Origin of the sequence: Bradyrhizobium sp. AZCC 2176, from assembly GCF_036924645.1 — a bacterium.
In the GTDB taxonomy this organism is placed as follows: domain Bacteria; phylum Pseudomonadota; class Alphaproteobacteria; order Rhizobiales; family Xanthobacteraceae; genus Bradyrhizobium.
In genome coordinates, this window is the sequence record NZ_JAZHRX010000001.1 from 5245896 (window position 1) to 5265723 (window position 19828).

Annotated in this window: 20 protein-coding genes and 1 pseudogene; 12 read left to right on the top strand and 9 right to left on the bottom strand. The window is 61.7% G+C overall.

Annotated elements, in window-relative coordinates; genetic code table 11:
* The first annotated feature begins 1 nt into the window (after position 1).
* Entirely contained in the window at positions 2 to 2317 is a 2316-nt protein-coding gene (locus tag V1288_RS24630) for a xanthine dehydrogenase family protein molybdopterin-binding subunit (RefSeq protein ID WP_334359504.1), read from the top strand.
* A gap of 56 nt (positions 2318 to 2373) precedes the next feature.
* The gene (locus V1288_RS24635) at positions 2374 to 2637 is read left to right on the top strand and encodes a hypothetical protein (protein WP_334359505.1); all 264 of its coding nucleotides are present in this window, start codon (positions 2374 to 2376) and stop codon (positions 2635 to 2637) included.
* A 58-nt stretch (positions 2638 to 2695) separates the two neighbouring features.
* Here V1288_RS24635 and V1288_RS24640 read toward each other — a convergent pair whose 3' ends face one another.
* The 9 genes and pseudogenes from V1288_RS24640 to V1288_RS24680 form a co-directional block, all read right to left on the bottom strand.
* Positions 2696 to 4423: a methanol/ethanol family PQQ-dependent dehydrogenase gene (locus V1288_RS24640; protein ID WP_334359506.1), complete on the bottom strand. Its 1728-nt coding sequence runs from the start codon at positions 4421 to 4423 to the stop codon at positions 2696 to 2698.
* Between the two features lie 87 nt (positions 4424 to 4510).
* On the bottom strand, positions 4511 to 5101 hold the full coding sequence (locus V1288_RS24645; protein ID WP_334359507.1) for a QcrA and Rieske domain-containing protein: 591 nt from the start codon (positions 5099 to 5101) through the stop codon (positions 4511 to 4513).
* A gap of 127 nt (positions 5102 to 5228) precedes the next feature.
* Positions 5229 to 5516 (bottom strand): hypothetical protein, encoded by a 288-nt coding sequence (locus V1288_RS24650; protein WP_334359508.1) that lies wholly within the window; start codon positions 5514 to 5516, stop codon positions 5229 to 5231.
* 312 nt (positions 5517 to 5828) lie between these two features.
* On the bottom strand, positions 5829 to 6572 hold the full coding sequence (locus V1288_RS24655; protein ID WP_334359509.1) for a C13 family peptidase: 744 nt from the start codon (positions 6570 to 6572) through the stop codon (positions 5829 to 5831).
* 21 nt (positions 6573 to 6593) lie between these two features.
* Positions 6594 to 6950 carry an Mth938-like domain-containing protein gene (locus tag V1288_RS24660; protein WP_334359510.1) on the bottom strand — a complete coding sequence of 119 codons (357 nt, stop codon included), beginning with the start codon at positions 6948 to 6950 and terminating at the stop codon, positions 6594 to 6596.
* A 67-nt stretch (positions 6951 to 7017) separates the two neighbouring features.
* On the bottom strand, positions 7018 to 8118 hold the full coding sequence (amrS, locus tag V1288_RS24665; protein ID WP_334359511.1) for an AmmeMemoRadiSam system radical SAM enzyme: 1101 nt from the start codon (positions 8116 to 8118) through the stop codon (positions 7018 to 7020).
* Positions 8119 to 8336: 218 nt separating this feature from the next.
* On the bottom strand, positions 8337 to 8513 hold the full coding sequence (locus tag V1288_RS24670) for a hypothetical protein (RefSeq protein ID WP_334359512.1): 177 nt from the start codon (positions 8511 to 8513) through the stop codon (positions 8337 to 8339).
* Between the two features lie 687 nt (positions 8514 to 9200).
* Positions 9201 to 9545 (bottom strand): annotated as a pseudogene (locus V1288_RS24675) (aminotransferase class I/II-fold pyridoxal phosphate-dependent enzyme); the annotation flags it as partial.
* Positions 9546 to 9607: 62 nt separating this feature from the next.
* On the bottom strand, positions 9608 to 10246 hold the full coding sequence (locus V1288_RS24680) for an SCO family protein (RefSeq protein WP_334359513.1): 639 nt from the start codon (positions 10244 to 10246) through the stop codon (positions 9608 to 9610).
* A 206-nt stretch (positions 10247 to 10452) separates the two neighbouring features.
* Here V1288_RS24680 and V1288_RS24685 point away from each other — a divergent pair, with 206 nt between their 5' ends.
* The 10 genes from V1288_RS24685 (at position 10453) to V1288_RS24730 (ending at position 19812) form a co-directional block, all read left to right on the top strand.
* A complete protein-coding gene (locus V1288_RS24685) occupies positions 10453 to 11211 on the top strand; it encodes a carboxypeptidase regulatory-like domain-containing protein (RefSeq protein ID WP_442893983.1) in 759 nt (252 codons plus the stop codon).
* Between the two features lie 114 nt (positions 11212 to 11325).
* Positions 11326 to 12456: a metallophosphoesterase family protein gene (locus V1288_RS24690; RefSeq protein ID WP_334359514.1), complete on the top strand. Its 1131-nt coding sequence runs from the start codon at positions 11326 to 11328 to the stop codon at positions 12454 to 12456.
* Positions 12457 to 12467: 11 nt separating this feature from the next.
* Positions 12468 to 12923 (top strand): c-type cytochrome, encoded by a 456-nt coding sequence (locus tag V1288_RS24695; protein WP_334359515.1) that lies wholly within the window; start codon positions 12468 to 12470, stop codon positions 12921 to 12923.
* Between the two features lie 109 nt (positions 12924 to 13032).
* Positions 13033 to 14490 (top strand): cbb3-type cytochrome c oxidase subunit I, encoded by a 1458-nt coding sequence (locus tag V1288_RS24700; RefSeq protein ID WP_334359516.1) that lies wholly within the window; start codon positions 13033 to 13035, stop codon positions 14488 to 14490.
* Positions 14487 to 16175 carry a cbb3-type cytochrome c oxidase subunit II gene (locus V1288_RS24705; RefSeq protein ID WP_334359517.1) on the top strand — a complete coding sequence of 563 codons (1689 nt, stop codon included), beginning with the start codon at positions 14487 to 14489 and terminating at the stop codon, positions 16173 to 16175. The genes V1288_RS24700 and V1288_RS24705 overlap by 4 nt, the downstream gene beginning before the upstream one ends.
* Positions 16176 to 16181: 6 nt before the next feature.
* Complete coding sequence (locus V1288_RS24710) at positions 16182 to 16373, top strand: hypothetical protein (RefSeq protein ID WP_334359518.1); 192 nt, start codon at positions 16182 to 16184, stop codon at positions 16371 to 16373.
* A 228-nt stretch (positions 16374 to 16601) separates the two neighbouring features.
* The gene (locus tag V1288_RS24715; protein WP_334359519.1) at positions 16602 to 16724 is read left to right on the top strand and encodes a hypothetical protein; all 123 of its coding nucleotides are present in this window, start codon (positions 16602 to 16604) and stop codon (positions 16722 to 16724) included.
* Between the two features lie 14 nt (positions 16725 to 16738).
* On the top strand, positions 16739 to 16861 hold the full coding sequence (locus V1288_RS24720) for a hypothetical protein (protein ID WP_334359520.1): 123 nt from the start codon (positions 16739 to 16741) through the stop codon (positions 16859 to 16861).
* A gap of 57 nt (positions 16862 to 16918) precedes the next feature.
* A complete protein-coding gene (locus V1288_RS24725) occupies positions 16919 to 17644 on the top strand; it encodes a sulfite exporter TauE/SafE family protein (protein ID WP_334359521.1) in 726 nt (241 codons plus the stop codon).
* On the top strand, positions 17641 to 19812 hold the full coding sequence (locus V1288_RS24730; protein WP_334359522.1) for a heavy metal translocating P-type ATPase: 2172 nt from the start codon (positions 17641 to 17643) through the stop codon (positions 19810 to 19812). Before V1288_RS24725 ends, V1288_RS24730 begins: the two co-directional genes overlap by 4 nt.
* Positions 19813 to 19828 lie beyond the last annotated feature (16 nt).

Sequence of the window (19828 nt, forward strand, 5' to 3'; positions counted from 1 at the left end):
CATGAATATCCTCACCAATCCCAAGAAGCTCCGTGGCTTCGAGAAGCACATCAAAATCGAGAACGTTTCGCGTCGCAGCATCCTCAAGGGTCTCGGCCTCGCCGGCGGGTTCGTGCTCGCAGCACCCGTGATGACGCGTACGGCCTTTGCATATGAGACCGGCGCCAGTCAGATGCCGCACGGCACCGTGGTCGACCCACGGGCGTTCGTCGCGATTGCGCCGGATGGAATCGTCACCATCGTCGCGCACCGCGCCGAGATGGGAACCGGCGTCCGCACCAGCCTGCCCCTGATCGTCGCCGAAGAGATGGAGGCCGACTGGAAGCGCGTTCGCGTCCAGCAGGCGCCTGGCGACGAGGTCAAATTCGGCAACCAGGATACCGATGGATCGCGCAGCACGCGGCACTACCTGATGCCGATGCGCCAGATCGGCGCCTCGGCCCGCACGATGCTCGAGCAGGCCGCAGCGAAACGCTGGGGCGTGCCGGCGAGCGAGGTGAAGGCGGTCAATCACGAAGTCATCCACAGCGCCAGCGGTCGCAAGCTCGGCTTTGGTGAATTGGCCGCCGACGCCGCAAAGCAGTCGGTGCCGAGCGTCGAGGGCCTCAAGCTTAAGGACCCCAAGGACTTCCGCTATCTCGGCAAGGGCGAAATCGGGATCGTCGACCTCCACGACATCACGACGGGCGCGGCCCGTTACGGCGCCGACGTCCGCCTGCCCGGCATGAAATACGCCGTCATTGCCCGGCCGCCGGTGACCGGGGGCAAGGTCGTGTCGTTTGACGGGGCGGAGGCGATGAAAGTCTCCGGCGTCGAGAAGGTTCTGGAAGTCAAGGGCTGGCCGTGGCCCTCGAAATTCCAGCCGCTCGGCGGCGTCGCAGTGATCGCGCGCAACACCGGCGCTGCGATCAAGGGCCGCGACGCTCTGAAGATTGTCTGGGACGATGGCGCCAACGGCAAATACGAATCGGTCGCCTACCGGGCCGAACTGGAGGCGGCCGCACGGAAGCCCGGCCTGGTGGTGCGCAAGGAGGGCGACGTGGAAGCCGCCTTGAAGGGCGCCGACAAAGTGATCGTGGGCGAGTACTATCTGCCGCATCTCGCCCATGTCGCCATGGAGACGCCGGTTGCGGTCGCGGACGTCAAGGGCGACCGGGCCGAGATCTGGGGACCGGTGCAAAGCGCGGGCGGAACGCGCGAGGACGTCGCCAAAACGCTTGGCATTCCCCAAGAGAATGTCACCGTCAATGTGACGCTGCTCGGCGGTGGCTTCGGGCGCAAGTCGAAGTGCGATTTTGCCATCGAAGCGGCGCTACTCTCCAGGGAACTCGGCGCCCCCGTAAAGGTGCAATGGACGCGGGAAGACGACGTTCGCAACGGCTTCCTGCACACCGTCTCGGTGGAACGCATCGAGGCTGGCCTCGACAAGAACGGTAAGGTGACGGCCTGGCGCCATCGCAGCGTCGCGCCGAGCATCGCCTCGACATTTGCCGCCAATACCGTGCACCAGGCCCCGTTTGAACTCGGCATGGGGCTTGTCGACATGCCTTTCGAGATCGCCAACGTCCAGTGCGAGAATCCGGAAGCGGCCGCGCACACCCGCATCGGCTGGTTCCGCTCGGTGTCGAACATCCCACGCGCCTTCGCGGTGCAGTCGATGGTCGCTGAAATCGCCCATGCCACCAAACGCGATCCAAAGGATATGCTGCTGGAGCTGATCGGCTCGCCCCGGATCGTCAAGCTCGATTCGGTGAAGGACCTCTGGAACTATGGCGAGCCCTATGACAGCTATCCGATCGATACCGCGCGTCTTCGCAAGGTCGTCGAACTGGTCGCGGACAAGGGCGGCTGGGGCCGGTCCGTCCCCAAGGGCCACGGGCTCGGCATTGCCGCGCATCGCAGCTTCGTCAGCTATATCGCGACGATCGTCGAGGTCGCCGTTGACGACAAGGGCAAGCTCACCGTGCCGCGGGTCGATACCGCCATCGATTGCGGAACCTACGTCAATCCGGAGCGGATCCAGTCGCAGATCGAGGGCGCCGCGATCATGGGCCTGAGCCTCGCCAAGCATGGCGCGATCACCTTCAAGGACGGCAAGGTGCAGCAGGGTAATTACGACGACTTCCCGGTGATCCGGATCGACGAGTCCCCGGCTGTCACGAACGTCTACATCGTACCTGCCGGCCCCGACACGCCGCCGAGCGGTGTCGGCGAGCCGGGCGTGCCGCCCTTTGCGCCGGCGCTGATCAACGCGATCTTCGCCGCGACCGGCAAGCGCATCCGCGCACTGCCGATCGGCAAGCAATTGGAGGCATAAGGGGAACGCTAGACCGCACGGGCCGTTTTCCTCGATCGGATAAGGAGTTCAGATCGATGAAACCCAACTCAACAGCGCTCGTGGTGTCGCTATTGTCGAGCGTGCTTCTATTGAACGCTCAGGCCGCGACCGCTCAAACGACGTCGCCGCCGAGCGCGACTGCGACGCGGCCGGCTACGACACCACCCGGGCAAACCTCTATGCCAAACGAAAGCCCGCCGGCCACCACAACTCAGACCACCGGCGAAGCCAGTCGCGATCCTGTGGTGAAGAAAATGAACGAAAACGAGAAAGCGAAAGTCGAGACCAAGGGCAAATAGAAACAGAAGCGGCGGACCTTTCAGTCCGCCGCTTCTCGCGTCGAGACTTCACCCGCGGCTATTTCTTGACGGCGAACACCCAAACCACGCCGCCCTGCGGCACGTTGTTTTCCACCCCGATGTTCTGGGTGGCAAGCGCATCCTGGATGCGTTGCGCGTCGACGCCCCAGCCGGACTGGATCGCAATGTATTGCGTGCCGTCGACCTCATAGGAAACCGGCATGCCCATGATGCCGGAGTTGGTCTTCTGCTCCCACAATAGTTCGCCGCTCTTGGCGTCGAAGGCGCGGAAGTAGCGATCATTGGTCCCACCGACAAACACAAGATCGCCCGCGGTCGCCAGTACCGAACCGAACAATTGCGACTTCGGGAAGCTGTGCGACCAGACTTTCTTGCCGGTTGCGGGATCCCAGGCCTGTAGTTCGCCGATGTGTTTGGCGCCGGGACGGAGCGTCAGACCGATGTCCTCAGGCTTGGTGCCAAGCCAGAGCTGGCCTGGAACCAGCGCCACCTTCTCGCCAGAGAAGCCGCCGCAGGTGTTCTCGTTGGCCGGCACATAGACATATTTTGTCTTCTGGCTGTAGGCCGCCGACGGCCAGTCCTTGCCACCCCACAGTGACGGGCAGAACTCGACCCGCTTGCCGACCACCGGCTTGTGCGCGGGGTCGACAATCGGCTTGCCGATCTCGGGCTCAATGCCTTTCCAGACATCGGTGTGAACATAGGGCCAGCCGGTTACGTAGCTGATCTTGTCCGGCTTGCGCTCCAGCACCCAGAAGATCGCGTTGCGTCCGGGGTGGATCAGGCTCTTGACGGTCCGGCCATCCCTTTGCACGTCGACCAGCATCGGCGCCTCCACCTCGTCCCAATCCCAGGAGTCGTTTTGATGGTACTGGAAATGTGTCCTGATCTTGCCCGTCTCGGGATCGAGGCCGAGCACGGAGGTCGTGTAGAGGTTGTCACCGGGGTGAGCGTCCCCGGGCCACGGCGCAGCATTACCAACACCCCAATAAACGGTCCTGGTGTCCTTGTCGTAGTTGCCGGTCATCCAGGCCGACCCGCCGCCGGTCTTCCAGTCGTCGCCCGTCCAGGTCTCACTGCCGGGTTCACCTGGCGCCGGGATGGTGAAGGTGCGCCACAATTCCTTGCCGCTGTTGGCGTCATAGGCCACCACGTAGCCACGGACACCGAACTCGCCGCCGGAGCCGCCGACGATGATCTTACCGTCGATGACGAGGGGCATCAGCGTGAGATACTGACCCTTCTTGTAGTCCTGGACCTTCGTGTCCCAGACCACCTTGCCCGTCTTCGCGTCGAGCGCAACCACGTGATCATCGGTCGTGGCGAGATAGAGCTTGTCCTGCCACAGGCCGACGCCGCGGTTGGTCGGATGCAACTGGAACAAATCGTCCGGTAGCTGCCGCTTGTAGCGCCAATATTCTTCGCCGGTCTTGGCATTCAGCGCGATCACCTGGCCCATCGGTGTGGTGACGAACATCGCACCGTTGTTGACGATCGGCGGCGCCTCATGGCCCTCGATCACGCCGGTGGAGAAGGTCCACACGGGGGTGAGATTCTTGACGTTGGAGGTGTTGATCTGCTCGAGCGGACTGTAGCCCTGCCCGTCATAGGTCCGCCGATACAGCATCCAGTTGCCCGGTTCGGGATTTTCCAGACGGGCTTGCGTCACCGGGCTGTAATTTTCGATCGGACCGGCAACAGCAGCGGTCGAGATAAGGGTTGTGCACGCAACACAACCCGATAATAGCCATTGCTTTCTGGTCATGGACGTCATCTCCCTAGCTCTTTCTCTCTGCACACCCTTGGTGGTGCGATCATCTGGGGCATGGGAATCCGATGCGACCGCGCCCCATCACCCTGGTTGTTGAGCACCTACCTTTCCAACGAATGTTGCAGCTATGGTGAGCGAACCGTCGGCTATTGCCAGCGGGAGTGCCGGCAGACGCCGGGGCGCGGGCCCGAACACGACTTGCGCGCCTTCCCGCGGATTGAATTCGGAATTGTGACAAAAGCACTTGAGAACGTCTTTGTCGCCCGTCTCGGACTTCAGCCAGCCGGTGACAGAACATCCGGTGTGAGTACAGATGGCCGAATAGGCTGCGATGCCCTCAGCAGAGCGTGAGCGGGTCTCCTCATCCATTTCGCCGGGATCAAGCCTTATGACCAGGATCTCGTTCAACCGCGAGCCGTTGCGGACGACCGAAGTCTTGGGGTCCTTTGGCCAGGCGTGCAGTGGCGGTTCGCCGAGCTTCACGTCACCGGGCGCGATGACGGCGCCGACGCGTTCGCCTTCGGAGACAACAAGAAGATCGCCTTTCTTCGGCCGGTCGCTGCTGCCGGGCTGATCTTCTTGTGCCGCAGCGAACTTCCCCCCCGTCAGAAACGCTCCGGTGGCGAGCGTCGTCAAAAGAAGCGAGCGTCGCGTTGGCTTCGGACACCGCATTTGTCTTCTCCAGCTCCGCTATGAGCCTGGATCTTAGTCGCGTGTAACCTCGGCGCTTGACGGGAAAGCTCATGAATCCCGCGAGCAAGACGAGGTTACGCTCAGTCGTGCTACACCTCCAGAAGGCTCAGCGCGGCTTTTCACCGCTGCCTGTCGCCCCGGTCGAGGTGCCCGTGGCTGAGCCCGTTGTCGGCGGAGTAGTGTCAGTCTTTCCAGGGGGGCGGGCGGAAGCACCCGGCTTTTCCTGCTCGCCGACATACCCCGACTCACCGGATTGGCGAGTCTTGGCGCCCTTGTCAGCTTCCTCCTGCATCTGCTGCATCTGTGGGTTCGGTGTCGTCTGCTGCTGCGCCAGCGCTGGCAGGGTGATCATGGTTCCGCTCGCGACAAGCATCGCAACCATTGTTGTTCGCATGGAAAGTCCTCCCCATCGTAGCGTCACTTCAATACCAACGCGCCGGCTCGCGATGGTTTCCTAGTTCATCTTCCTATTTTCAAGACGAGGGGATGCGGCAAGCGCGCAGCCGCGCCGCTAGTGAGATACGCAACATAGAAGGCATAAGGCGCCGATTTCGCGTTAACATGATCCCAGCGCCGAACGGCCTTAAGATCGCGCCTACGCCGCTGGCTCCTACGGTCCCCTTGTCCGGGGCGCGCTTCGGTCATTAGATCAATACGGGGCCCGGTTTTCGGCACACAGGCGTCGGCCGCGTAGGCGGCCGGTCGCTCAAGGACGTGAAATGAGCAACGGATGTACGTTTTCGCCGCCTCCCATTAGCGGATTCGACGGCTCGAAGCGCTCGCGCGCTTCTCGCTTTTTGACGAGCGAGCGCGCAACAACAAAGGCGTCCCTCAGGCTCTTGGCTTGCCGGAGTGCTATATTGAAAAAGGCGTTGCCGAAATAGGTCCACTTGGCTTTGTCCCGGCAGCCGAACGATGGATGGTCGGCATCGGCCGCGGTGATAACCAGCGTATCGGGGTTCGCAAGACGAGGGATAAAGACCCCGGAATAGCAGGCCGAGATGACCACTACCTTGTATCGCATGCCGGTCCGCGCCAGCATGTTGGCGAGATTAGACGGCGTGAGCGTTTGCGTAAGCCGCCCCGCTTTCACTGCAAGGCCGGCGCGGGAGCCGTGCGAGGTGAGAATTAAAAACAGAATGTCGTTGTTGGCGTCCATCCCGTTGGCCGTCGCTTGCAAGGACATGGCCAGGCCCTCGATCGTCGCATCTCCGCCTTTCTTCGAGTTGTATTGCACGTTGATCGGGGCGCCCCCGAAACGGCCCGCTACGACCTGTGCTGCGCCGGTCGCCTCGCTTCTAAACACGCCTTGATCGCCAAAAAGGCCAAAGGAAACCACGCTCACCTTGCGAGTGTTCTCAACGGCGTGCACCGTCGAAACCGACGACGCAACGGTCAAAACAAAAGCAATGAGCGGAGCGCCGATCCGGCTGATCCAACGTGGATACACAGCTTCACCAGGGCATTTCTATCAACAGGTCACGTGAAAGAGTCCGTTTCTCTTTGCGCGCGACCGGTTGAACATCTGAATTGTCTCGGGTGTCGGCTTCAACACGACCTCGCAGCCCTTTCTTTCGAAATAGGCTTCAGCTTCCGATGATAGGTGCACGTTGCCCATCTGACCCGAGCCAATAACGACCTGAGCGCACCCCTTCTCGAAGAGAAACTTTGCCTCGTCTTTTGAAAGCACGTGCGAGGTACCATACAGCTTCTTTGATAGCTTCTTTTTCCGCTTCACAACTTCGCCGGAAAGGCGAACGACCACGTCGTGTTGATAGATCTTTCCGTCAATCGTAATCGCGCCAAATATGGTGCTGTCAATCTTCATCGTGACCTCCTAATCAGGCTCCCGCTCCAACACGCAGCAGGGGGGCCCTTGTCGCCATCATACTCATTCACGAGCGTTCCGGTCTGCCGATCCGGATCGAGACGCGCCGCTGCCCCCAGTTGCCCGGGTGCGCCTCGAACAAGCCAGGGATTGCGGTGGAGCAAATGCCGCAGCGGCCGTTCGCTGTGAGCCGCCAAGTGGTGATGTCATACCAATCTCGGCCGATGATCCGCTCACTGCAGCCCGGGCAGTACGTGCTTTGGCCCCTCTCGTCATGGACATTGCCGGTGTAGACGAAATGCAGCCCGACGTTGCGGGCGATATCGCGAGCCGCCGTCAGCGCGAAGGCCGGCGTACGGGGCAGATCCAGCATCTTGTAGTCAGGGTGGAAGGCGGTGAAATGCAAGGGCACGTCAGGTCCTAGCCTTGTCATCACCCATTCGCTCAGCTTTTTCACCTCCTCTGGGCTGTCATTGTGACCCGGGATCAGCAGCGTTGTGATTTCGAACCAGACCTTCGTCTTGTTCTTCAGATACTCGAGCGTCTCGATGACGGCGCCGAGACGCCCCGTGCACATCCGCTTGTAGAACGCCTCGGTGAACGCCTTGAGGTCGACATTGGCGGCGTCCATGAAGGTGTAAAGCTCCTCCCGCGCCGCCGCGTCAATGTAGCCCGCTGTGACCGCCACGTTCTTGATCCCGCGCCGGCGCGCCACCTTGGCAACATCGACGGCATATTCCAGGAAGATGACGGGGTCATTGTAGGTGTAGGCGATGGAACGCGAGCCCGTGGCAATCGCAGCCTCGACAATATCTTCCGGCGAGGCTGCGTCCTGAAGCCGGTCAAGTTCTCGCGCTTTGGAGATGTCCCAGTTCTGGCAGAATTTGCAGGTCAGGTTGCACCCAGCGGTACCGAACGACAACGCGGGAGTTCCGGGCAGATAGTGGTTCAGTGGCTTCTTCTCTATTGGATCGACACAGAACCCCGAGGAACGGCCGTAGGTCGTGAGCACGATCCGGTCGTCCTGCCGGCCCCGCACGAAGCACAGGCCGCGCTGGCCTTCGTTAAGCCTGCAATAGCGCGGGCAGACATCGCACTGGATACGCCCGTCTTCGAGCCGGTGCCAGTAGCGGCCAGGAACGCCTTCCAAACGCTCGGGTTCGGTCATGGAATTGTGTGGATCGCTGGGCAGGCCTCAGTTTGTTGCCAATGGGCGTGACGGAGAGCTGCCATGATATCTAGCCGGGTCCGCCTAAGGGCACCAACGCCCGGGGACATCGGCTTATCTTACTCCTGATGGGCGAAGATGGTAAGCCGAACCGTCGACAATCTCGGCCGCTCAGGTCCAAGAGCACTCCCCATGCCCAATCCTAAAAGCATCATGCCCTAGTCTTCGTCCGGCTCGCGCACGACCGGCGGTTCGTCGGCGCGATTCTCTTCCTCTCCGTCCTCATCCTCTTCGTCTTCTTCAGGATCTCGGGGCGGCATCGTGGTGCCCATGATCACGAAGGGACTCCAGTCGATCAACCTGATGGAAAATTCCTCGGGGATGTGTGGGGTCATGGTGCTGCTCCTCGGGTGTGGGCCCTGGCGGATTTTACCCCCTCTGATGCGGTTTCCGCATGAGGGTTAGCGCCGCGCGGGGCATGCCATCGGTGGTTCGCCTACGGCGGCTCGTGTTCGTGATGCGAGCTGAGAGGCGGGCATCTCGGTTCCGCCGCCAAAGCCGATGACCTTCATCCTCATGATGGATTGGAACGAACGTGAAATTTATTTGGAGGGTTAGAGGGCCGCGTGTACAGGACGTGTGCACCGGGAGGTCAAGAAAAATCCATTGATGGCAAATCTGAGCCGAAGAATCTGAGCCGACGCCTGAGGCGAGATGTGGACATCGGGCCGCGACGCGGACGGATCGGATTGACGAGAGCAGCGTACCCCGCTTGCGACCGACTGAACTCACCCGTCGGAAATGGAAAACGGACCGGCCCTTCGTCTTGCCGGTAGGGCAGGGTCTGCTGGCTCCGCGTAAGAGCGAAGAACCGTAACGACGGGGGTTCGAGTCGCTCCCCCGCTACTCAGTTCTACGATTTTGCACGCTTTTTCTTCGATTTCCTGCGATGACGAGTGCGAGGCTACCTATCTCGTCGTCGAAATGTCCGAAATCATCATCCTTGAAGGTGAGGGCGACGTCACCATCCATGGAATAGAGGCTCTCGAACACGATCAGCTTCGGCTGTTGGGGCTCGGTCCGTAGCCGGAAGTGAACACGAACGCCGCCTCCTCGCCGTGGAGGTCGGCCAACTCGCGCTCAAGCTCGACCAGTGGATGACTGGTGCCGGCGATGTTTACGCGTGCCGCCCCGCGCCGGTGCCCATGCGGATCGCGGTTTCGACCATGGCGCCGATCACCTTCGGGTGCTGCCCCATCGCGAGGTAGCCGTTGGAGCACCAAATCACGACGCTGCGCGGGCGCGCAGGCGAGTGCCAGATGGCGCGGGGATAGCGCCCGGCGATGCTCAAGATCTGCAAAGACGCGGTAGCGCCGTTCGTCCCGTAAACGCGAAGGGGCGCGCTGGAAATAGCCGTCGTAGTTCATGACAGCCCTCCGGTTGTGACGGTCTCAGATGTTCGTGCGACGCCCCTGGTCAGGACCCGCCCTCATTGCGTTGTTCGTCCCTGATGACTTGCATTCTCGCGAGACTTTGCCATCGCGCTGCGCACCGCTTCAGCGATGCGCCCGCCTGGCATGTCGGCGCTAAGACCGCGCACAAATTTGCCATCGGCGTCCATCAGGTAGAGATAGGTACTGTGATCCATGACGTAGTCCTCTGCGCGCGGCCCGCTCCTACGAAGTTCGAAATAGGCTCCGTACTCTTGGGCAACGGCAGCGATCTGCTGCGGCGTGCCCGTGAGCCCGACGATCCTCAAATCAAATGACTGGGTGTAGTCCCCCATGACCGTCGGCGTGTCGCGCCGCGGATCGACTGTGATGAACAACGGTTGGAGCTTGTCGGCGTCGGGGCCGAGCTTCTCGAGCGCGGCGGAAATCTCAAGGAGCGCCGTCGGGCAGCTATCGGGACACGAAGTGAACCCGAAATAAACCAGAAGCCATTTCCCACGGTAGGTCTGATCCGTGACCGTCGTGCCGTCAGGTGAGGTGAGTGTGAACGGGCCGCCGATCGTCACCGGCGAGTTGGCTGCGCGTACGAGCGGTTGGCTCAACACCAACGCGGTCGCGACAGCAATGCCGAAAGGGATTGCCCGTCCGAGGTCCAAAAATATGGGACGGCGACGCATCAAATGCCTCCCCGCGGTGGCGGTGCTTAGCCGCCACAAACCTCCATCTCGTTTCTGCAGGTGTTTCTTAGACGATTTTTGCCCTCAGGCTTCATAAGCTTTGCTTAAGGTTTCGAAAAGGAGTTCTGATTTTCCTAACCCCTGTAAATGGCGGTTAGCTCTCGACGAATTTTCCTGCGGACATCAAAGATCAAGAGAGTGCTGTGATGAGTGGCTTAGCCATGAAGTGGCTGATCGGGGTGTCGTCGATGGTCGCGGCGGTCGCAACGCCGCTCCCGGCGCCAGCCTACGAAGCGGGCCCGGTCGCGGGCGGCGGATCGATCACGGGCAAGGTCGTGTTCAGCGGAACCCCCGGCACCCGCAAGGTCATTCCGACCAAGGACATCGAGGTGTGTGGCGGTCCTTACGAGGAGACACTCATTCAGGTCGGGCCAGACAAGAGCGTGCAGAACGCCGTCGTGTATCTGGCCGACATCGCGAAAGGAAAAGCCTGGCCGGCGGACGCCAAGAAGCCGGAAATCAACAACAACAAATGCAAATTCGAACCCAACATTCAGGTGGTTCGCGTGGGCGGGCTGGACGTCGTCAACAGCGATCCGATGCTGCACAACACGCACGGCTATTACGGCAAGCGCACCGTATTCAACCTCGCTCTCCCCAACCAGGGTCAGCGAATTCCCGTCGAGTTGCCGCGGCCAGGCGAGGTGCGCATCGATTGTGACGCACATGGCTGGATGGAAGCGTTTATCTATGTCGCCGACAATCCCTACTACGCCGTCACTGGCGCCGACGGCAAATTCACCATCCCTGACGTTCCGGCCGGAACCTACAAGCTGGTGGCGTACCAACCCTTCACCGGCCCGAACGAGCAGACGGTGACCGTAGCGGCGGGGAAGCCGAGCGATCTAAATATCGAACTGAAGAAGGGCGCCTCTTCGGCGCAAGGCGGCTCCGGCGCGAAGTAACGGGCTTCTGCGGCTCGACCCGAGCCGAAGGAACAAGAAAATCTGGCGACGTGGTGAACAACCGGAGTCGCCTCGCGGAGAGGAGCGACGCCTTGTAACCAAGGGAGGAAACGCATGTCCGAGCTTGAGCGCGACCGGCGTGAAATAGCTGCGGTGCTCGAACAGCCCGGGGTGCGTCCTGACCCCTCGCTGCGGATTACCCGACGCACGTTCGTGCACAGATCATGTCTGGTCGGGGCGGCGACCGTAGCCGAGACCTTCGCTTGGTGGCCGCTGCTCAACACACTCGACGTAGCTTATGCGGCCGAGGCGCCATTCAAGTTCGCCTGGATATCCGACACCCATCTCTATCCAAAGTCCCTCAATACGCGCTTCGTCGAGAAGACGGTGCGTGCCGCCAAGGAGGTGCAGGCGATGAGTCCGCCGGCCGACTTCCTGATTTTCGGCGGCGACCTGGCCCAACTTGGCAAGGTCGAAGAACTTGAGCTCGGTGTGGAGATCTTGAAAGAAATCAACATCCGCAGGGTCTACATTCCGGGCGAGCACGATTGGTACCTCGACATGGGTAAGAAGTGGGGCGAACTGTTCGGTCAGCCCAACTGGACATTCGACCACAAGGGCGTGCGCTTTGTCGGGCTCGACACCGTCAGTCGCGGTCCGGACTATTGGACGGCGAAGAAGATGAGTCCCGAGGAGCGCATGGGTCACATGGCCACGCTCGACGGCACCGTCGCTGGCCCGTGGGCGGGTGTCGGCCGCGATCAGCTCGACTGGCTGCAGAAGACGCTTGCCAATTGGGATCGGAACCGGCCGGTCGTCATCTTCAGCCACAATCCGCTCTACGAATACTATCCGCCGTGGAACTTCTGGGTGCGCGACTGGCGCGAGGTGAACGAGGTGCTCAAACCCTACACCAAAGTGACCAACATCCACGGTCACACGCATCAGGTGCTCTACAACGAGATCGGCACCATGCGCTCGATCGGCATGCTGGCAACCTCATGGCCTTGGCCTTACGCGCCGGAAGGGGTGCCGAAGCTTACAAAGCCGATGATCCGGGTCGACCCCGGTGATCACTTTGACGGGGTCGGTTGGGCCAAGATCGACGTCAGCGCGCAGGACAAAATCGACGCCGAATACGTAATGTGGCGCAAGCAGGTGTACGCGCAGTCTCCAGATGACTATGCGAAGAGCATTCCCGAGGTTTTGCGGCCCCGGGTCGCTGACAGTATGTGGCCATATTAGGAGGAATGGGCATGACCGCGTCGATAACATGCCGTTTCATTCTGTTCCGCGCTGCCCCGGCGGTAGCGCTTGCCGTCCTGATCGGCCCTGCGGGTGCGCACAAGGATCCGGTGACGCCGCAACTGCTGAACTCCTACCAAGCAGTGTTCATGGAGCAGGTCCGCAAAGGCGACCTGCTGTTCCATGGCGATGCCGCAACCGAGGAGGCGATGGGGGTCGTGTTGTCTAAGACGGGAATGGCCTGTGCCATGTGCCATCCCATGACGGCCGATACCCACCCCGCCACGTTCCCGAAGTTCCAGGCGCAGATGGCCAAGTTCGCGACGCTGCGCGACATGATCAATTGGTGCATCGAGAAGCCCAACCAGGGAGAAAAGATCGCCGATGACTCGGACGCGATGAAGGCGCTGGAAGCGTACATCTATTGGTCGCAGAGTGGCTCGGTGTTGAATCCGGGGAAGTTCTGATTTCGATGCTGCGAAGCGAAGGCTTCTAGCGCGGGTCATTGCTGTCGAAGGTGCGTTGAGCTGAGAACAGGAGAGAACGCATCAACAGACAAGCAAGGGGGAATGCTCCATGGCGGAAGTGTTTCCGGCAGAGAGACTGCGCGGCAGGTTCACCGGCATCAACCTGGATGATCTGGTCGATTGGCGCGTGGTCCGAACTTGGCTTTATTGGGGCATGTTCTGGCTCCTCGTCATGCCATCGGTCGGCGTGGCGATCTCGGGTCTCTTCAACTATCCAGATTATCTTGGGACCAATAATCTGGGGCTGACCTTTGGCCGGCTGCGGCCGGTTCATGTCAACGGCGTCATCTTCGGCGCCTTTTCCGCCCTCTTCATCGGCGAATGTCACTATCTGGTCCCGCGCCTCTGCGGCGTGCGGGTACCATGGGCACAATGGGGCGTACCGCTAGCATGGCTTTATAACATCAGCTTGGCGGCGGGGCTCATCTCGCTGCCTTTTGCGCAGAACCATGGCCTGGAGGCAGGCGAGCTCCCGCTCTTCGCCGAGATTCCCATCTTCATCGTCATCGCGGCGACGACGGCACAGTTCCTTCTCACCATCGCGCAACGGCTCGAGGCGCCGCTCTATGTGGCGCTCTGGTATCTCATTGGGGCCTTCGTATGGACGACGATGAATCTCCTGCTGGGCAGCTTTATCCTCCCCTACACAATTTCGGGCATTAACAGCGCCGCGTTCCACGGCCTCTACATCCACTACATCGTCGGACTATGGCTCACGCCCGCAGGCTACGTGCTCATCTACTATTTCCTACCGGTCAGTGTGCGCAATCCACTTTACGCACACCAGCTGTCGCTGGTGGGCTTCTGGTCGCTCGCGCTGTTCTATCCCTTCGTTGGCATCCACCATTATCTGTATAGCCCGATCGCCGATTGGACCGAGACTCTCGCGATCATTACCTCCATGTTGCTGATTATCCCCGTGTGGACGGTGCTGGTGAACTTCTTCGGTACCGTGAAAGGGCGTTGGGATAGTTTTGGGAAGAATCTCCCCGCGAAGTTCCTGATCATGGGCTCGCTGATGTACCTGGCCGGTTGCTTCCAGGGTTCGACTGAGGCGTTGCGCTCGATCCAGCAGCCCACCCATTTCACCGACTTTGTCATCTCGCACTCGCACCTCACCGTTTTCGGCACGTTCGTGGTCTGGGCGATGGGCGGCCTGATTTACGTGTGGCCGCGCGCGTTCAAACGCGAGCTTTGGTCGTGGACGCTTGGCAACTGGTCGTTTTGGCTGATCACCGTCGGTATTTCCACCATGGGTCTGGTGCTGACTGCCGGCGGACTGCAGCAAGGCTTCGAATGGATGAATGGCACCGAGTGGGTCGACACGGTAGTCCGGATGAAAGCCTATTGGCTGGTGCGTACCCTCAGCGGCATCACGATGGACATCGGGATGTCCCTGCTCGTCTTCAATCTCATGATGACCGCGCTTAGTCGTCCGGCCGAGGGGAGAGAGCCCGTTCCAATCCCAGGTGCTGCCCCAGTTCCCGCCGGAGGGCCAGCTGAATGAGTGCGCGCTTTGTCGCTCTGGTGGCCGGGGTCTTCTTCTTCTTCCTTGCCGTGGCCACGCAGGGCATCCTGCCCTTTATTGAGCCGACGGCGCGGACGACCGACGTGACCGCCGTGGTCCGCACCGATTTTGGTCAGCTCAAATGGATAGTGACCGATGCCACTGATTATACGCCGCTGCAGCAGCTCGGCCGCCAAGTGTATCTGCGCGAGGGGTGTTGGTACTGCCATTCGCAATACGTGCGTCCGGTAACCGGCGAGACGCGCCGTTGGGGCCCGGTCTCCGAGGCGGGCGAATACGCCTTCGATGTGCCGCACCTGTGGGGCACCCGGCGTATCGGGCCGGATCTGACGCGGGTCGGGCTCAAGTACAGCGACGAATGGCATCTCGCGCATTTCTGGAATCCGCGAATGCTCTCGCCGGATTCGAATATGGCGCCTTTTCGGGGACTGTTCGACACATCCGCAGAACAGGTCAAGATTGTCGATGACGGAGCTGGTAATCGCAGCCTGGAACGAACGCCCGTTACTGAGAAGCTCTTCGCATTCGCAAGCAAGGAGCAGGTCAAGCTCACCCCGAACGCCGATGGTCTTCTGTTCGTGCCCATGGCGGCGCGCGACAAGGCTCCGATCATTTGGACACCGAACAAGGAATATACCGGCGACACCGTCAACATCGCAGCCGAGACAGAAGCGCTGCAGGGTCTCATCGCGTATCTCCAAAAACTCGGCATGAATCGCGGCAAATGGCGGGACCTGTTTGAGCCGCAAAAGCTTGAAGTTACGGATGCTACGGTGCCGCGATCGAGCGAATGGATCGCCTACGGCAAGGAGGTCTATCAGCGCAGATGCCTCGGCTGCCACGGGGAGAGCGGCGACGGTAATGGACCGGCCGCGACCTTCATGTACAAGCAGCGCCCGAGGAACTTCACGGCGGCGGTTTTCAAGTTCAGGCTGACCAAGGAGCCGTTGCCAACCGATGGTGACCTTCTGCGCACCATTACACGCGGCGTTCGGGGCACGGCGATGCCCGCCTGGCACGAGCTGCATATTATCGACCGCCTCGCTGTCATTCAGTACATCAAGTACGAGCTGGCGGTCGACCGCGCCGACCCGGCAAAGCCCTATGCCTATTTCAAGGAGGAACCGCCGGGTCCGCCTCTGTACATCGGGCGGCCGCCTGTTCCGTCTGAACAGATGCTCACTCGCGCCAAGGATGTGTGGCAGAATGCAAAGTGTTGGGAGTGCCATGGCCGAACCGGGAAGGGTGATGGCGAAAAGGCTCCTGGGCTAAAGGACGATCTCGGCTTTCCAAGCCCGCCCGCGGACCTTACCGCCGGCCAATTCAAGTCAGGTCCTACAGTTGAGGACATCTTCCGTACGATGACGACCGGGTTGAGCGGCACGCCCATGCCATCCTACCGGGATCCGCTGTCAGAAGAGGACCGCTGGGCGCTCTCCTACTACGTGCTTGCACTATCGGCCTACAAGGATCCGCTGTCAGGCGAGCCGCTGCCGATCGCCCCCAGTGATCGCAGGGCACTCAACGATCCTGCGCATGAGGCCGATACGCCGGACAAAGCCTACGTCCCAAGCGGCCGCGCCGCGGCGAGCCGCGGCGGAGCTCACGTCCTGGCCGGCCGCAACGGGAATAGCGTGGCCGAGCAACGGGCCGCCAAGGAGTAATGAGCGATGACCATCTATTTCGAGATCGTCGGCCCCTACATTGCAGCCTTGATGATGGGTCTCGGTGCACTCTGCGTCTTCATTTGGGGCGTGCTCTCGGGCGCCTTCAGCGGCGCCAACGATGCATCCATACGTTTCCTGCAGAGGGAGATCGGCGATGACGGATCCGACGCGAACGCCAAACACGACGGCGAATAACAGCTCACCCTCCGATAGGGAGGAGATGGAGGAGTATGCCGGCGGCACTATTCAGTCTCGCCACGGCTACATTCCCGTGTGGCTGCTGGCTGTCTATGTCGTCCTCTTCATCTGGGCGCTGTACTATCTCGTCGTCTATTGGGGTGGGCTGGGACCGGGACGGATCTAGCGATCGCGGCCCACAGGCAAGCTGGTGACTGATTCCGATTCGAAATAAGGGAGCAGGAATTGCCGGTTCAGAAGGAGCAGAAGGTGCTGGTAGCCAGGATCATTCTCGCCCTCGTGGCCTTGAATCTGCTGTTCCTGTTCACCGAGTTAGCCATAAACGTAGTCCGTGTCTATTTCGGCTGACCAGGAGGGCGCGCATGATCGAGAATCCGGTTTTTTCGCTCGCCGATGCGAGTGCGATCCAGATCATCGCGTTAGTCGGCTTCGCGATAGCCACCGTCGCCTTCTTCGTTTGGGTCGCCTATCTCGTGCGTGGGTAGCGGCGGCGAAGTGGTGCCGTCGCTGCATAAGCGCTGGATGGGCGGGGTAATCTGCCTATGGCCGCCTATCTGATAATCTTCTTCGCGGGGTTCGCAGGCAGCTTTCACTGCATCGGTATGTGCGGCGGCTTCGCCTGCGCGCTGGGCCACGATCCGCAGGGAGGCGGCACAACCGTTCTGCGCCATCTGCTGTACAACACGGGTCGATTGACAACGTACTGCTTTCTCGGCGGACTAGCGGGCGCCCTCGGTCAGGTCATATGCACGCCGCAGGGAACGACAGTCCCGCTGCTGACCGGTCCGCTTGACACCGGTCAGCGAATTCTCGCTGTCCTCGCCGGACTGCTGATGATCGCCATGGCGCTGCAGTTCTTTGGCCTGCTGCCGCACCTGCATCGCGTCACCGCCGGCTTCGGCGCCAGTACGCTCGCGGCATCGCTGCGAAGCCTGTTGACGGCACCGGGACATGCCGCCCCGCTCTCGTTTGGCGTATTCAATGGCTTCCTGCCTTGTCCGCTGGTCTACGCCTTTGCCGCCCAGGCGGCGAGCACGGCCGGAGCGTTGCCGGGCTTTCTCACCATGGCAGCGTTCGGGCTTGGGACTTTCCCCGCAATGCTTCTGATGGGCGGCGTCGGCCGAGCGCTGGCACCGGCGTGGCGGCAGCGCGGCGTGTGGCTGGCCGGCAGCTGCATCCTGCTGCTCGGTCTCGCCACCGTCGGCCGCGGCATTCTTCCCTTCGCCGCGCACATCGCCCATGGTTGGCCGGGAGGATATCCGGCGTGACGGGACAGGACCATGCCCTGTGCAGCCATTGCCTGTTGCCTGTCGGGCGGCGGGCGATGCGACGCACGGTGAACGGCGAGGCTTGTGCATTCTGCTGCTACGGCTGCTGTATCGCCTACCAGGTCAATCACGGCAAAACCGAGGAGTGGGAGGCCGCTTGGCTGTTGATCCGGCTCGGTGTCGGCGGTTTTCTCTCCATGAATATCATGCTGTTCAGCCTGCTCCTGTATACCGACGCTTTCAGCGGCGCAGATGCCGAGATGCTTCCCTGGATTCATCTCCTGCTCTGGCTATTCGCCACACCCGCGGTGATCATTCTCGGCGGACCGTTTCTGCGCGAGACGTGGCTCAACAGCAAGGAAGGGCGCTTGACCTCTTCGGCGCTGATCGTCATCGGCGTCGGCGCCGCCTATCTCTATTCTGCCTTCGCCGTCATCGAGCACAGTCCCAATGTCTATTTCGACACTGCGAGCATGGTACTGATGCTGTTCACCGTGGGCTACTATCTCGACGCCGTCGCGCGCGCGCGGGCGGCGCGTGACCTGCAGCCGCTGTTAGCGGCGGAAAGCGAGTGGGCGACCATCGTCAGCGGCGACGGAGCGCACCGCCGGCCGGTGCGTGAGGTTGGCGCCGGCACTTTGGTGCGGGTTCGGCCGGGGGAGCGCATTCCCGTCGACGGCGTGGTCAAAGAGGGCGGATCGCACACCAACGAGGCCGTGATCACCGGCGAAAGCCGGCAGATCGCCAAGGACGTCGGATCGCATGTCTTTGCCGGCAGCATCAATCTTGACGGGCCGCTCCTGATCCAAAGCAGCGGCGTGGCAAACGCGACCCGCTGGGCGCAGATTTGTCGATCGGTACGGGATGCATTGATCCGCCGCAGCCCGAGCCAGCGTCTCGCCGACAACATTGTAGGCGTCTTCGTGCCGATTATTCTCGTTCTGGGCATTGGAGCGTCGGTGTACTGGGCACAGCACCTGCCGTTTGACCGCGCCTTCCTGATCGGGCTCGCTGTGCTGGTGGTGGCCTGTCCGTGCGCAGTGGGTCTGGCAGCACCGATGGCCACGTCGCTTGGCATCGGACGACTGGCTCGGCACGGCTGCCTGCTGCGCGACCCCGCCGCGCTCGAGGCGCTCGCGCGCATGCGGTTGATCGCCTTCGACAAGACCGGCACGCTCACCTCAGGCGAGACGCGCGTTGTCGCCATTGATACCAACGGCACCAGCGCCGACGTGGTGCTCGCGCATGCCGCGGGACTGGAACGCCATTCCGAGCACGGCTTGGCCCGCGCCGTCGTTGCAGCGGCCGCGGATCGGGGACTCGAGCCGATTTCCATCCGCGACGTTCGGGTCGTGCCGGGACGCGGCATCCGCGGCAACTCGAACGGTCGGACCGTGGCGGCCGGCAGCGCCGTCTTGATGCGCGAGTTGGGCTGGTCGCTGGCGTCCGGTCTGGCCGAGCGCGGGCGATTGCGCGAAGCGACTGGCCACTCGGTGGTCTATGTCGGCTGGGGCGATGGGGTGCATGCGGTACTGTCGCTTGACGACACTCCGCTCCCGGAGGCGCGCGCGACGGTCGAAGCTTTGCGTTGCCGCAAAGTGCACGCGATACTGTTAACCGGCGACCTCCCGGCAGCCGCGCAGCGAATTGCCGCAGCAGTCGGGATCGAGAGCGGCGATATCGAGGCGGACCTCTTGCCTGCGGCCAAGCGCGCGGCGCTGGAACGGCGACGGCGGAACCATGGCATGGTCGCGATGGTCGGTGATGGCCTTAACGACGCGCCGGTGTTGGCCGGAGCCGATGTGGGGATTGCCGTTGGTTCGGCGACTGATCTCGCCCGCGAGGCTGCAGAGGTCGTGCTCCCTCCGGGAGGGTTATGGATGCTGCCGTGGGTGATCGACGTCGCTCGCGCCGTTCGCGCGACCATCCTCACCAACCTGGCGTGGGCGTTCGGTTATAATCTCATCGCCGTGGGTCTGGCGATGGCCGGAGTACTCCTGCCGGTGTTGGCGGCGGCAGTGATGGCCGGCTCAAGCATTGTCGTCGTGCTGAATTCGCTGCGGCTGGAGCGGCTGCCCGAGCCAGCTCCATCCGCCGCAGCGGAGAGCGCTCCTCCACCTCGCAGCACCGCCGTTCCGGTCAATAGTGAAGCTCTCCAAGCGGGCTGACCCGCCTGTCTAGTGC

What these genes read in the sequence shown, in the direction of transcription:
- V1288_RS24690 (WP_334359514.1), top strand. Translation starts at nt 11,326, where the DNA reads ATGTCCGAGCTTGAGCGCGACCGGCGTGAAATAGCTGCGGTGCTCGAA.
- V1288_RS24720 (WP_334359520.1), top strand. Translation starts at nt 16,739, where the DNA reads ATGATCGAGAATCCGGTTTTTTCGCTCGCCGATGCGAGTGCGATCCAG.
- V1288_RS24725 (WP_334359521.1), top strand. Translation starts at nt 16,919, where the DNA reads ATGGCCGCCTATCTGATAATCTTCTTCGCGGGGTTCGCAGGCAGCTTT.
- V1288_RS24660 (WP_334359510.1), bottom strand. Translation starts at nt 6,950, where the DNA reads ATGAAGATTGACAGCACCATATTTGGCGCGATTACGATTGACGGAAAG.
- V1288_RS24710 (WP_334359518.1), top strand. Translation starts at nt 16,182, where the DNA reads ATGACCATCTATTTCGAGATCGTCGGCCCCTACATTGCAGCCTTGATG.
- V1288_RS24685 (WP_442893983.1), top strand. Translation starts at nt 10,453, where the DNA reads ATGAGTGGCTTAGCCATGAAGTGGCTGATCGGGGTGTCGTCGATGGTC.
- V1288_RS24635 (WP_334359505.1), top strand. Translation starts at nt 2,374, where the DNA reads ATGAAACCCAACTCAACAGCGCTCGTGGTGTCGCTATTGTCGAGCGTG.
- V1288_RS24695 (WP_334359515.1), top strand. Translation starts at nt 12,468, where the DNA reads ATGACCGCGTCGATAACATGCCGTTTCATTCTGTTCCGCGCTGCCCCG.
- V1288_RS24630 (WP_334359504.1), top strand. Translation starts at nt 2, where the DNA reads ATGAATATCCTCACCAATCCCAAGAAGCTCCGTGGCTTCGAGAAGCAC.
- V1288_RS24640 (WP_334359506.1), bottom strand. Translation starts at nt 4,423, where the DNA reads ATGACCAGAAAGCAATGGCTATTATCGGGTTGTGTTGCGTGCACAACC.
- V1288_RS24650 (WP_334359508.1), bottom strand. Translation starts at nt 5,516, where the DNA reads ATGCGAACAACAATGGTTGCGATGCTTGTCGCGAGCGGAACCATGATC.
- V1288_RS24700 (WP_334359516.1), top strand. Translation starts at nt 13,033, where the DNA reads ATGGCGGAAGTGTTTCCGGCAGAGAGACTGCGCGGCAGGTTCACCGGC.
- V1288_RS24705 (WP_334359517.1), top strand. Translation starts at nt 14,487, where the DNA reads ATGAGTGCGCGCTTTGTCGCTCTGGTGGCCGGGGTCTTCTTCTTCTTC.
- V1288_RS24680 (WP_334359513.1), bottom strand. Translation starts at nt 10,246, where the DNA reads ATGCGTCGCCGTCCCATATTTTTGGACCTCGGACGGGCAATCCCTTTC.
- V1288_RS24645 (WP_334359507.1), bottom strand. Translation starts at nt 5,101, where the DNA reads ATGCGGTGTCCGAAGCCAACGCGACGCTCGCTTCTTTTGACGACGCTC.
- amrS (WP_334359511.1), bottom strand. Translation starts at nt 8,118, where the DNA reads ATGACCGAACCCGAGCGTTTGGAAGGCGTTCCTGGCCGCTACTGGCAC.
- V1288_RS24670 (WP_334359512.1), bottom strand. Translation starts at nt 8,513, where the DNA reads ATGACCCCACACATCCCCGAGGAATTTTCCATCAGGTTGATCGACTGG.